The organism is Pseudomonas sp. SbOxS1 (assembly GCF_013416725.1).
GTDB lineage: Bacteria > Pseudomonadota > Gammaproteobacteria > Pseudomonadales > Pseudomonadaceae > Aquipseudomonas.
In genome coordinates, this window is sequence record NZ_JAAVXC010000061.1 from 1 (window position 1) to 12,129 (window position 12,129).

Here is a 12,129-nt window from a genome sequence, read left to right on the forward strand (position 1 = left end):
TAACCATAGATGTAAGAGCGAAACCATAAGTGGCCGTTACCGCAGGAATGGATATGTACACCGGAAGAACAGGTAGATCAGGCACATCCGAGAGCCACCTGGCAGTACACGGATGCCCCCCGCTCATTTCACCGCTACAATGCGCGCCTCGACCGTGACAGCCTGACTAAAAAATATTATGTCCCTGCCCAAACATCACCTGGAATTGCTCAGCCCCGCCCGTGACGTGGCTATCGCCCGCGAGGCCATCCTGCATGGCGCCGACGCCGTGTACCTCGGTGGCCCGAGTTTCGGCGCTCGCCACAACGCCTGCAACGAGGTGAGCGATATCGCCGCGCTGGTGGAGTTCGCCCATCGCTACCACGCCCGGGTGTTCACCACGATCAATACGATCCTGCACGACAATGAACTGGAGCCGGCTCGCCAGCTGATCCATCAACTGTACGATGCCGGTGTCGACGCGCTGATCGTCCAGGACCTGGGTGTGATGGAACTGGACATCCCGCCGATCGAGCTGCACGCCAGCACCCAGACCGACATCCGCACCCTGGAGCGGGCGAAGTTCCTCGACCAGGCCGGTTTTTCGCAACTGGTACTGGCCCGCGAGTTGAACCTGCAGGAAATTCGCGCCATTGCCGACGAAACCGAGGCGGCGATCGAGTTCTTCATCCATGGTGCGTTGTGCGTGGCGTTTTCCGGCCAGTGCAATATTTCCCATGCGCAGACCGGCCGCAGCGCCAACCGCGGCGACTGCTCCCAGGCCTGCCGCCTGCCGTACACCCTCAAGGACGAGAAGGGCGGGGTGATCGCCTACGAGAAGCACCTGCTGTCCATGAAGGACAACAACCAGAGCGCCAACATCCGCGCCCTGGTGGAAGCCGGCGTGCGCTCGTTCAAGATCGAGGGGCGCTACAAGGACATGGGCTACGTGAAGAACATCACCGCCTACTACCGCCAGCGCCTGGACGCTGTGCTCGAAGACCGCCCGGACCTGGCCCGCGCCTCCAGCGGCCGCACCGCGCATTTCTTCCTGCCCGATCCGGACAAGACCTTCCACCGTGGCAGCACCGACTACTTCGTCAGCGAACGCAAGATCGACATCGGCGCCTTCGACTCACCGACCTTTACCGGCCTGCCGGTGGGCGTGGTGGAAAAAGTCGGCAAGCGCGATCTGCTGGTGGTCACCCACGAGCCACTGTCCAACGGTGACGGCCTCAACGTACTGGTCAAGCGCGAAGTGGTGGGCTGGCGGACCAACATCGCCGAACCCAAAGGCGAGTTCGAAGAGGACGGCGAGAAACGCTATCGCTACCGCGTCGAGCCGAACGAGATGCCCAAGGGCCTGCACCAGTTGCGCCCGAATCACCCGCTGAGCCGCAACCTGGATCACAACTGGGCCCAGGCACTGCAAAAGACCTCCGCCGAGCGCCGGATCGGTCTGTCCTGGGTGGCGCGCCTGCGCGAGGAACGCCTGGAACTGACCGCCACCAGCGAAGAGGGCATCAGCGCCAGCGTCGCCCTGGACGGTCCGTTCGGCGTGGCTAACAAGCCGCAGCAGGCCCTGGAGCAACTGCATGACCTGCTGGGTCAGTTGGGCACCACCGAATACCACGCCACCGACATCAAGCTCGATGCTCCCCAGGCGTTCTTCATTCCCAACTCCCAGCTCAAGGCCTTGCGCCGCGAAGTGATCGAAGCGTTGACCGTCGCCCGCATCCAGGCCCATCCACGGGGTGGCCGCAAGGCCGAGACCAGTCCGCCGCCGGTGTACCCGGAGTCGCACCTGTCGTTCCTGGCCAACGTCTACAACCAGAAGGCCCGCGACTTCTATCATCGTCACGGGGTCAAGCTGATCGATGCGGCCTACGAGGCCCATGAAGAGACCGGCGAAGTCCCGGTGATGATCACCAAGCACTGCTTGCGGTTCTCCTTCAACCTGTGCCCCAAGCAGGCCAAGGGCGTGACGGGCGTGCGCACCAAGGTCGCGCCGATGCAGTTGATCCACGGCGACGAAGTGCTGACGTTGAAATTCGATTGCAAGCCGTGCGAGATGCACGTGATCGGCAAGATGAAGGGGCATATCCTCGATTTGCCGCAACCGGGCAGCGTGCAGCAGGTCGTCGGGCACATCAGCCCCGAAGACCTGCTCAAGACCATCCATCGCGCGCCCCATTGAGTGACCTTCGAGCGCGCAGCCGAGGCTGCGCGCTCGTCAACTCACCTCGTGGGTCCGCTCACCTCAGGTCGAAGCGGTCCAGGTTCATCACCTTGGTCCAGGCCGCCACAAAGTCCTTCACGAACTTCTCCTCACTGTTACTGGCATAGAACTCCGACAGCGCGCGCAATTGCGAGTTGGAGCCGAAGACCAGGTCGACGCGCGTGCCCGTCCACTTTTTCTGGCCGGTCTTGCGGTCGACTGCTTCAAACTCTTCCTGTGCCTCCGACAGCGGTTTCCACTCCACGCCCATGTCCAGCAGGTTGGTGAAGAAATCCTTGGTCAACGCCTCGGGCCGCGTGGTGAAGACGCCGTGGGCAGTCTGTCCGACGTTGGTCTTGAGTACACGCATGCCACCAATCAGCGCGGTCATTTCCGGCGCGGTGAGGGTCAGCAACTGTGCCTTGTCGATCAACAGCGACTCTGCCGATACGCGGTACCGGCCCTTGAGGTAATTGCGGAAGCCGTCGGCGATCGGTTCGAGAAAACCGAAGGACTCGACATCGGTCTGTTCCTGGGAAGCGTCTGTACGCCCCGGCGAGAAAGGCACCGTGATGGTGTGCCCGGCATTTTTCGCCGCCTGTTCAACGCCTGCAGAACCTGCGAGGACGATCAGGTCAGCCAGGGAGATTTTCTTGCCGCCGGCGTTGAACTCTTGCTGGATGCCTTCCAATTTCGTCAATACGCCCGCCAGTTGGTCGGGCTGGTTGGCCTGCCAGAACTTCTGCGGGGCCAGGCGCAGGCGCCCGCCGTTGGCACCGCCGCGTTTGTCCGAACCCCGGAAGCTGGAAGCCGCGGCCCAGGCCGTGGTGACCAGTTGCGAGACCGACAGGCCCGAGGCCAGCACCTTGCTTTTCAGGGCGGCGACGTCGCTGTCGTTGACCAGCGGATGATCGACGTCAGGTATCGGGTCTTGCCACAACAGTTCTTCGTTGGGCATTTCCGGGCCGAGGTAGCGCGAAAGCGGGCCCATGTCGCGGTGCAGCAGCTTGTACCAGGCACGGGCGAACGCGTCGGCCAGTTGATCGGGGTTCTGCAGGAAGCGCCGTGCAATCGGCTCATAGATCGGGTCGAAGCGCAGCGCCAGGTCGGTGGTCAGCATGGTCGGGTTGCGACGTTTGGACGGGTCGTGCGCGTCCGGGATGATCCCGGCGCCAGCACCGTTCTTCGGCGTCCACTGATGGGCGCCCGCCGGACTCTTGGTGAGTTCCCATTCGAAGCCGAACACGTTCTCCAGGAAGTTGTTGCTCCATTTCGTCGGTGTGGTGGTCCAGGTCACTTCCAGGCCACTGGTGATGGTGTCGGGGCCTTTGCCGGTGCCGAACTTGTTCTTCCAGCCCAGGCCCTGTTCTTCGAGACCAGCGGCTTCGGGCTCGGCACCGACATTGTCGGCGGGGCCGGCGCCGTGGGTCTTGCCGAAGGCGTGGCCGCCGGCAATCAGCGCCACGGTTTCCTCGTCATTCATGGCCATGCGGCCGAAGGTCTCGCGGATGTCCTTGCCGGCGGCCACCGGGTCCGGGTTGCCTTCAGGGCCTTCGGGGTTCACATAGATCAGGCCCATTTGCACGGCCGCCAGGGGGTTCTCCAGGTTGCGTCCTTGTTCGGTACGGCTCTCCTCATTTTCCCCGGGTTCTGCGACGAGCGGGCCTTCACCGGGTTCTTGCATGGCTTTTTGTGCTTTGTCGTAGCGCACGTCGCCGCCCAGCCATTTGTTCTCCGAGCCCCAGTAGACATCTTCGTCCGGTTCCCAGACATCAGGCCGACCACCGGAAAAGCCGAAAGTCTTGAAGCCCATGGTTTCGAGCGCGACGTTACCGGTGAGGACGATCAGGTCGGCCCAGGAAATGCTGTTGCCGTACTTCTGTTTGATCGGCCACAGCAGGCGGCGGGCCTTGTCCAGGCTGACGTTGTCGGGCCAACTGTTGAGCGGCGCAAAGCGCTGCTGGCCAGAACCGGCGCCGCCTCGGCCATCGCCGGTACGGTAGGTGCCCGCGGCGTGCCAGGACATGCGCACGAACAACGGTCCGTAGTGGCCGAAGTCCGCAGGCCACCAGTCTTGCGAATCGGTCATCAGGGCGGTCAGGTCACGCTTGAGCGCGGCAAAGTCCAGGCTCTTGAACGCCTTGGCATAGTTGAAGCCCTCGTCCGCGGGGGTAGACAGGGACGAGTGCTGGTGCAGGATCTTCAGATTCAGCTGGTTCGGCCACCAATCGCGGTTCGTGGTGCCACCACCCGCTGCGTGATTGAACGGGCATTTCGTTTCAGTTCCCATCTGTGAGCTACCTTTGGTCGTGTTCATTCAGCCAGCGTCCCGGTCAAGGTGCGATGGCGGTGAGTGAAATCAATGACTCAGGCTGTTGGCCCAGCAAGTCGATCAACTGATCATCGTGGCCAAATGGGCATCACCGGCACTGGCAAGCGAATTGCCAACGGGATGACCCACGGTATGCCTAGTCGGTTACTGACTCCTGCTTTATCTTCTTATCAGGTCTAGGCCGGCCAGACCGCACCGGCGTTAGATAAGGCTAGACCGCCCTTGGGCAGACGGCTAATAGCTGGAGTATTTGTAGCCGATAGGCGGAATCTTTCAAGGCGCCTTTGCCGCTATCGAGTTCGCCAGCGATGACTGGCGAACTTCCATCGGTGGGCGTCAATACTGCGCGCGCAGCGCCAGTGTCAGGGTGCGTGGGTCTCCATAGAAGTTGGTGCCCCAGGAAGCGTCTACGCGATCGTAGTATTTGCGGTCGAACAGGTTGTTGGCGGTCAGCGTCGTCGACAGGTTGTCGTTGATCTTGTAGCCCACCTGAGCCGTGGCGATGCCATAACCGCTCTGTTCGAATTTGACGTCACGCTGATAGTAGGTGTCGCTGACCACGCGCACGCCACCGCCGACGCTGAAGTCCTTGAGCGGGCCGTCGCTGAACTCGTATTTGGTCCACAGGTTGAAGTTGTGTTTGGGGGTGATGGTGCTGAAGGTCTTGCCTTCATTGCCATCATCGGAGTTCAGGTATTTGGTTGAAGTGAAGGCGTAGCCGGTGACGATGCTCCAGTTATCGGTCAGGTTACCGCTCAACTCGGTTTCCCAGCCCTGGCTGCGCGCCTTGCCCTGAGCCTCGTAGGCCGCCGTGGCGTTGTTGTATTCGGCGCGATTTTCGTCATAGATGCGGAACATCGCGACACTGGCGTTCAAGCGCCCGTCGAAGAATTCGCGCTTGAGGCCGACTTCATACTGCTGGCCTTCGCGCGGGCCGATTGGCGTGTTGTCCGAGCCCAGTTCGCTTTGCGGCTTGAACACCTCGGTGTAGCTGGCGTAGGCCGACAGTTCCGGGGTCAGCTTGCCGATGATCGCGCCATAGGGCACGACCTTGCGGTTGATGCTGGTGTGGGCGCTGCCGAAGTTGTTGAAAAAGGCGTTGGCGTTCTTCGCGTCGCTCTCGTACCAGGTCACCCGGGTGCCGCCGATCACGTCGAGCCAGTCGGTGACGTTGAATTTGGCGCGGGTGTAGAGGCCGTACTGGTCGGATTTGGACCAGTTGCCGTTGTTTTTCACGTAGTCCTGTTTCGGAATATCGATGCTGCCTGGGTCGAACACGTTGATCGGGAAGTAGTCGCCGCCCCCGTAGGTGAAGTCCTTGTCCAGGTGCTGGTATTCGGCACCGACGGTGAATTCGTGGGTGCGTCCCAGGGCGTCGAAGGGTGTGGTGATGAAGCTGTCGGCACCGATGGACTTGATGTGGGTGTAGTAGTTGTACGCCACGGCCCAGCTGTCGCCGGTGTCTGGATCGACCGCGCCATCGGCCCAGGTGAAGTTGCGCTTGGGGGTCTCGGCATCGCGGTAGGTCAGGGTGGTCTTGAACTGGCCGCCGTTGTCCAGGGCGTGATCGACTTCGGCAAAGGTTTCCCAGACTTTTTCGTTCAGTTCGTTCCACTTGGCGTCGACGAACGTCGAGCGCGGTACGTCCAGCAATTTGCCGGTGGCGTACGCCGGCAAGCCGAACGCCGGGGTGGAGTGGTTCTGCTGGTAAGCGCCGCCGAGCGACAGGGTGGTGGACGGGTCGAGGTCCAGTTCCAGGCGGCCGTACACCATCGGGCGTTCGTTTTGGGCGTAGTCGACAAAGGATTGGTTGTTTTCGTAGGCCGTGATGAAACGCCCGCGCACGCTGCCCTGGTCATTCAGCGGGCCGGTGACGTCCACCGAGGAACGGTAGTGGTCGTAGGAGCCTGCGGCCAGTTCGCCACCCAGGGCGAACCGGCCCAGAGCCCGCTTGCGCACCACGTTGATGGTGCCGCCGGGCTCGCCCGCCCCTTGATACAGGCCCGAGGGGCCGCGCAGCACTTCGACGCGGTCATACATCGCCAGGTCGAACGCGGTGGCCATGTCGCCCTGGCCGGTGGGTTGCGAGACGCCGTCGACTTGCACCTGGTCGACCAGGAAGCCGCGCATGTACACATCGTTGAGGCTGGAGCCCGAGTTGTAGGTCTTGATCGTGACCCCGGTGACCTGGCGCATGGCGTCCTGCAGGCTGTTCATGTTCTGGTCGTCCATGCGCTGGCGCGTGACCACCGACACCGACTGCGGGATGCCCTTGAGCTTGATGTTGCCCTTGCCGATGCTGACTTCGCCGGTGGTGTAGGAGTGCGTGTCTTCGGTCGTCACACCCAGGCGCTGGCCAGTGATCGAGGTCGCGCCGAGTTGCAGTGCGTCGCCGTGGCTGTCGAGCTCCAGGGTGTAGCTGGCGTCGGCGCGCTGGACCAGTTGCAGGCCGGTGCCGCTCAGCAGGCGGGTGAGCGCCTCGAGCGCCGAATAGGTACCGGTCAATCCGGGGCTTTGCAGGCCATCGGTCAGGCCGGGGTCGAACGAGAGCGCTATCTGGCTGTCGGCGGCGAAGCGCGACAGCGTTTGCCCCAGCGGGCCTGGCGGAATCTGATAACCACGGGCATCGGCGATGGCTGGCGGTTGCGACCCTGCCGCCCAGACGGGGGCGCAGGCGCCCGCGAGCATCAGGCTGAAGACGGCGCTGCAGGCGGTACGGCGCAGGGGAGGGGTCAAGCGTAAAGAGCGTTCAACGGGCATCGAGGGGGGTGATCCTGTCGGCAAGGGAGAGGGGGTGTCTTCCCTTGCCAGCCCAGCGCGAAAAAAGTATCACCGTTTTGCAAATATTTTTCTGAGTGGGTCAAACGGCTGCAATCGTCACCCAGTATCCGCCCAGGTGCGTTGTCACTTGCACCGGGTAGGTCGAGGCCAGCATGCTCAGCGCGCGCCGGGTGTCGTCCAGGGGGAAAGCGCCGGAGACGCGCAGCCGGCTGACGGCCGGATCGCAGCGCACCAGGCCATGGCGATAGCGCGCCAGCTCCTTGGCAAAGTCGCCCAGGTGCATGCCGTCGGCCACCAGCATGCCCTGGGTCCAGGCCGTGAGGGCGCTGTCGGCCTGGGTGATGGCGCCGATCGCAACGTCGGAAAAGGTGGTTTGTTGGCCGGCGAGCAGGATCACCGGCGCTGTCTGGGACTGCGCAGAACGTTCGATTTGCACGCGGCCGTCGAACACCGCCAGGCGCGTGACGCCGTCTTCCTCGCGCACCCTGAAACGGGTGCCCAGCGCCTGCAGGCGGCCCTGTGCGGTGGACACCCGCAACGGTCGGGCGGGCTTTTGGATGTCTGGCGCGGTCTGAATCAGGATCTCTCCCTTGCGCAGCCTGATCAGTCGCTGCTGCGGATCGAAATCCACATCGATCGCGGTGTCGGTGTTGAGGGTCACCTGAGTGCCATCGACCAGCGTCAACTGGCGACGCGCGCCAATCGGCGAGTGATAGTCGGCGGTCCAGCCCTGGCGCTCGTCGAGTTGCCATCCGGCCCAGGTGGCGGGTGCCAGCGCCAGCAGCGCCGCCAGGCGCCCGAGCAGCGCGCGGCGTTGCGGGCTGGCCGGGCGGTCGAGCGTAGGTATCGCCAGCTCCGGGGGCAAGCCCTCAAGTTTGCCCAGCAGGCACTCCGCCCGCTGCCAGGCGCATTCGTGCTCGGCGCTGCTGGCGCGCCACTGTTGCCATTGCACGCGTTCGTGTTCGCTGAGCGCACCTTCGCCCAAGCGCATCAGCCATTCTGCGGCCTCATCCAGGACGGCCGGGCTGATCATCGCCTGGCCGTTCATTGGTGCATCAACGTCAGGCACTGCACGAAGGCCTGTTTCATGTAGCGCTTGACGGTGATGAGCGAGACGTCGAGTTGCGTCGCGATGTCCTCGTATTTCATCGCGCCGATCTGCGACAGCAGGAACGCGCGCTTGACCAGTGGCGGCAGGGCATCGAGCAGTGCATCGACTTCATGCAGGGTTTCGAGGATCAAGAAACGCACTTCCGGCGAGGGTGCAAGTGCCTCGGGCATCTGCGCCAGGGCCGACAGGTAGGCACGTTCCAGTGCCTGGCGTTGATACCAGTTGACCAGGATGCCCTTGGCCACGCAGGTCAGGTAGGCCCGTGGCTCGGCAATCTCCGGCAGCGACCTGGCCGCCAGGATACGCGTGAACGTATCGTGCATCAGGTCGGCCGCGTCCACCCGGTTGCCCAGCTTGCGCAACAGCCAGGCGTGCAGCCAACCCTGATGGCCAACGTACAGGGCTTCGACACTGCGCACGTGAAGTTGGTGAGTGGCGGAAAGAGAGTCGCTCATCGCGTGATTGTTTTTTTGCTAGTGAGAATTATTAGCAATTGTAATCAGCGCCAATGATGACGGCAAGGGGGGCGACCCGGCGGCCGGCCACCGCACTCAAACGACCGCCGGCATGGCGAACGGCGCCATCCTGTGCCTTACTCGGGAAGCGATCCTGGGGAGGGTAGTGAATGCGACATAGAGGCGCACAGTTCTGGCTTTGGCTCAATAAACGCCTGCCCGTCAAAACCTATGAAGACGTGTTGGGCGACGGCAGGCAAATAGAGGTGCAGGCGCGCATTACGCCGCAGGGGATGACCCAGGTATTCATCGGGATCTACGCCGCAGAGGGGGCAGCGATCTGCGAAGAGTTTCATGACCGCGGCCTGCGCGAGCCGTTTGCACTGGCCTTGCAGTGGGGCGGACAGCGGGCCAGGGCGATCCTGCTGGAAACCCAGCCTTTCATCGCGCCCCATCGAGCGCAATTGACCTTGAGCACAGTCATCACCGACGAAACGGTATTGGCCTTGCGCCGCCTGGAAATGACCGCAGGCGAGCGCTTGAGGATCATGGCCGGCGATGCCCTGGAAGAATACCGGGCGGCACAGTCGGCCATGCTTGAACTGATGCGTTCGCCCAAGGTCGACCCCCAGGTGTGGGCCGAACACAGCGAACGGTTGCGACAGGCCATTGATCGACGGGTCAGCGTGCAGCGCGGTTATCTGTCTTGATCCATGGCCCTCGGATTAGCAGAGGCGACCACAGATCAACGCCCTACGCGAAACATTGTAGGAGCTGGCTTGCCTGCGAAAAGGCCCCCAAGACCACTGCAATATTCGAAGACGCCTTCGCCGGCAAGCCGGCTCCTACAATTACTGACGCCTGGGCAGGATCCAGTTCGGTCGTATGAAGTGGCAGGTGTAACCGTTGGGGTAGTGCTCCAGGTAGTCCTGATGCTCAGGCTCCGCTTCCCAGAAGGGGCCGGCAGGCTCTATCTCAGTGACCACCTTGCCGGGCCAGAGGCCGGAAGCATCAACGTCGGCCACCGTGTCTTCGGCGATGCGTTTCTGCTCGTCATCCCGGTAATAGAGTGCTGACCGATAGCTGGTGCCCAGATCATTGCCCTGACGGTTTTTGGTGCTGGGGTCATGGATCTGGAAGAAAAATTCCAGGATCTGGCGATAGCTGATCTGCTCCGGGTCGAAGACGATTTCGATCGCTTCGGCGTGGGAGCCATGGTTGCGATAGGTGGCATTGGGTACATCGCCGCCGGTGTAGCCCACCCGCGTGGAGATCACGCCAGGGTAGCGTCGCAGCAGATCCTGCATGCCCCAGAAGCAGCCGCCAGCGAGGATGGCGGTTTCAGTGTTCGACGTCATCGTTACGCACCTCCCATCAAAGAGCGGCCTCCGTGGGGGAGGCCGTCAGACCCTCAATGCATCTTGCTGTGATCCATATTGCCATGATCCATCGTACCCAGTGCCTTTGCCGGCGCGTTCACCTGGATCGTTTCTTTCTCGCCCTTGGCGTTTTCCACGGTCAGGGTCAGGGGCACGCTGTCGCCTTCCTTGATCTGGCCCGTCAGGTCCATGAGCATGACGTGGTAGCCATGGGGATCGAAGTTCACCGGCTTGCCGGCCGGCAACGCCACGGATTGGACCTGCTGCATGCTCATCACGTCGTCTTTCATGCTCGACTGGTGAATCTGCACCGTCTTCGCCACGGGTGACTGCACGCTGAGCAGCTTGCTGTCGGTGTCGGCCTGCAAGGTCATGAAGGCGCCGCTCGAAGGCTGGCCGGCTACCGTCGCCCGGACCCAGGCGTCGCTCACCCGGGTTTGCGCGGACACCTGCCACGCCATGCCGATCAGGGCCATTCCCAGTACAAGCTGTTTGATACGTGGTGCGCAGAACGAAGTCATCAGCAGACCTCCATGACGGTGAGCAGGTCTTCTGCGCACTCTTGAGCGGTAAGGGACGCGGACAGGCCCAGGCGCAGATTGCCACGGGAGTCGAACACGAAGCTGGTGGCGGTATGAGACAGGGTGTAGGTGTCGCCGCTGGGGACTTTCTCGAAGAATACGCCGAACTCCTTGGCGGTGGCGGCGGTTTCTTCCAGCGTGCCGTACAGCGCTTCGAAACTCGGATCGAAGGCCTTGACGTATTTGTCGAGCATTTGCGGGGTATCGCGCTCGGGGTCCAGGGTGATGAAGACCACTTGCAGGCGCTCGCCATCGCGGCCCATCAGTTTCTTTGCCTGGGCGGCGCGGGCCAGCGTGGTCGGGCAGACGGCCGGGCATTGGGTGAAACCGAAGAAGATCATCGGCATCAGGCCCTGGTAGCTGCCGAGCATCCGGGTTTCGCCGTCGGCGTCCTTGAGCTTGAAGGAACGCCCCATGATCTTGTCGCTCAGGTCCTTGCCGTACTTGAACGACAGCTTGCTGCTGTCATCGCAGCCGGCGAGCAGGCCGAGGCTCAACAGGCTCATGCCTTGCAGGACTGTGCGGCGGGAATACAACGTACTCATGGAAAAAAGCTTCCTGTGTGCAACAGAGAAAACACAGTGCCTGACGAATCAGGCGAAAAAAAGCGCAGGGATGTTAACAAACTGTTGCCCATTGGCGCTCAATCGATGGCCAGCCGGTCATGCGCCAAAAGGTCGCGGGGGCTTGAATACATGAAAATACAAATGGCCTGGAAGCGGACACATTGCAGATACATCAGTGGGGTTATATCGGGCTGTCCAAACCTCATCGAGAGCACTGCCATGATCCGCAAATTGCAGCAAGCCGCCAGTTTCCTTAGCCAGAGCGCGCGTTTGATGGTGGGCGTGCCCGATTACGACAACTATGTCGCGCAGAGGGCGATCAGCCATCCGGGGGAGCCGGTGATGAGCTACGAGGCGTTTTTCCGTGAGCGTCAGGACGCGCGTTTTGGGCGTGGGAAATGTAATACGCGGTGTTGCTGACGCTGCAAACTCCCCCCAACTACAGAGCCGATCTACTGTAGGAGCTGGCTTGCCAGCGAAGGCGGCCCGACAGACGACCTGACCTTTATGGATGTACACAGCCCCCTGTAGGAGCCAGGCTTGCCGGCGAAGGCGTCCTCATAGCCGGCCATTTTCTTTCAGGTGTACATATCCATTCCTGCGGTAACGGCCACTTAGGGTTTCGCCCTTACGGCGAGTCACTTGGAAAAGCCCCAAGTAACCAAGGGCTCTTGCCCCTGGCGTTCGGTGCCTCGCTAATGCTCGGCATGCCCTCGCTCCGGTCCTG

10 protein-coding genes are annotated in these 12,129 nt (G+C 62.2%); 3 read left to right on the forward strand and 7 right to left on the reverse strand.

Annotated elements, in window-relative coordinates:
* Positions 1–178 precede the first annotated feature (178 nt).
* Positions 179–2,176 (forward strand): U32 family peptidase, encoded by a 1,998-nt coding sequence (locus HFK74_RS32030; protein WP_008063725.1) that lies wholly within the window; start codon positions 179–181, stop codon positions 2,174–2,176.
* A 58-nt stretch (positions 2,177–2,234) separates the two neighbouring features.
* Here HFK74_RS32030 and katG read toward each other — a convergent pair whose 3' ends face one another.
* The 4 genes from katG to HFK74_RS32050 form a co-directional block, all read right to left on the reverse strand.
* On the reverse strand, positions 2,235–4,487 hold the full coding sequence (gene katG / locus HFK74_RS32035) for a catalase/peroxidase HPI (RefSeq protein WP_180207081.1): 2,253 nt from the start codon (positions 4,485–4,487) through the stop codon (positions 2,235–2,237).
* 378 nt (positions 4,488–4,865) lie between these two features.
* A complete protein-coding gene (locus HFK74_RS32040; protein ID WP_180207082.1) occupies positions 4,866–7,289 on the reverse strand; it encodes a TonB-dependent siderophore receptor in 2,424 nt (807 codons plus the stop codon).
* Positions 7,290–7,389: 100 nt separating this feature from the next.
* Complete coding sequence (locus HFK74_RS32045; RefSeq protein WP_180207087.1) at positions 7,390–8,358, reverse strand: FecR domain-containing protein; 969 nt, start codon at positions 8,356–8,358, stop codon at positions 7,390–7,392.
* Positions 8,355–8,876: a sigma-70 family RNA polymerase sigma factor gene (locus HFK74_RS32050; RefSeq protein ID WP_180207083.1), complete on the reverse strand. Its 522-nt coding sequence runs from the start codon at positions 8,874–8,876 to the stop codon at positions 8,355–8,357. Before HFK74_RS32050 ends, HFK74_RS32045 begins: the two co-directional genes overlap by 4 nt.
* Before the next feature lie 170 nt (positions 8,877–9,046).
* On the opposite strand from HFK74_RS32050, the gene HFK74_RS32055 reads away from it, so the two are divergent.
* Positions 9,047–9,586 (forward strand): hypothetical protein, encoded by a 540-nt coding sequence (locus HFK74_RS32055; protein WP_180207084.1) that lies wholly within the window; start codon positions 9,047–9,049, stop codon positions 9,584–9,586.
* A gap of 141 nt (positions 9,587–9,727) precedes the next feature.
* Here HFK74_RS32055 and msrA read toward each other — a convergent pair whose 3' ends face one another.
* The 3 genes from msrA to HFK74_RS32070 are packed head-to-tail and all read right to left on the reverse strand — an operon-like array spanning position 9,728 to position 11,381.
* Complete coding sequence (msrA, locus tag HFK74_RS32060) at positions 9,728–10,234, reverse strand: peptide-methionine (S)-S-oxide reductase MsrA (protein WP_180207085.1); 507 nt, start codon at positions 10,232–10,234, stop codon at positions 9,728–9,730.
* Positions 10,235–10,287: 53 nt separating this feature from the next.
* A complete protein-coding gene (locus HFK74_RS32065) occupies positions 10,288–10,776 on the reverse strand; it encodes a copper chaperone PCu(A)C (RefSeq protein ID WP_180207086.1) in 489 nt (162 codons plus the stop codon).
* Positions 10,776–11,381, reverse strand: a complete 606-nt coding sequence (locus HFK74_RS32070) for an SCO family protein (protein WP_008063745.1) — start codon at positions 11,379–11,381, stop codon at positions 10,776–10,778. The genes HFK74_RS32065 and HFK74_RS32070 overlap by 1 nt, the downstream gene beginning before the upstream one ends.
* 240 nt (positions 11,382–11,621) lie before the next feature.
* On the opposite strand from HFK74_RS32070, the gene HFK74_RS32075 reads away from it, so the two are divergent.
* A complete protein-coding gene (locus tag HFK74_RS32075; protein ID WP_008063747.1) occupies positions 11,622–11,822 on the forward strand; it encodes a YbdD/YjiX family protein in 201 nt (66 codons plus the stop codon).
* Positions 11,823–12,129 lie beyond the last annotated feature (307 nt).

Excerpts from the sequence above, each read along its gene's own strand:
- HFK74_RS32030 (WP_008063725.1), top strand. The coding sequence starts at position 179 with ATGTCCCTGCCCAAACATCACCTGGAATTGCTCAGCCCCGCCCGTGAC.
- katG (WP_180207081.1), bottom strand. The coding sequence starts at position 4,487 with ATGGGAACTGAAACGAAATGCCCGTTCAATCACGCAGCGGGTGGTGGC.
- HFK74_RS32040 (WP_180207082.1), bottom strand. The coding sequence starts at position 7,289 with ATGCCCGTTGAACGCTCTTTACGCTTGACCCCTCCCCTGCGCCGTACC.
- HFK74_RS32045 (WP_180207087.1), bottom strand. The coding sequence starts at position 8,358 with ATGAACGGCCAGGCGATGATCAGCCCGGCCGTCCTGGATGAGGCCGCA.
- HFK74_RS32050 (WP_180207083.1), bottom strand. The coding sequence starts at position 8,876 with ATGAGCGACTCTCTTTCCGCCACTCACCAACTTCACGTGCGCAGTGTC.
- HFK74_RS32055 (WP_180207084.1), top strand. The coding sequence starts at position 9,047 with ATGCGACATAGAGGCGCACAGTTCTGGCTTTGGCTCAATAAACGCCTG.
- msrA (WP_180207085.1), bottom strand. The coding sequence starts at position 10,234 with ATGACGTCGAACACTGAAACCGCCATCCTCGCTGGCGGCTGCTTCTGG.
- HFK74_RS32065 (WP_180207086.1), bottom strand. The coding sequence starts at position 10,776 with ATGACTTCGTTCTGCGCACCACGTATCAAACAGCTTGTACTGGGAATG.
- HFK74_RS32070 (WP_008063745.1), bottom strand. The coding sequence starts at position 11,381 with ATGAGTACGTTGTATTCCCGCCGCACAGTCCTGCAAGGCATGAGCCTG.
- HFK74_RS32075 (WP_008063747.1), top strand. The coding sequence starts at position 11,622 with ATGATCCGCAAATTGCAGCAAGCCGCCAGTTTCCTTAGCCAGAGCGCG.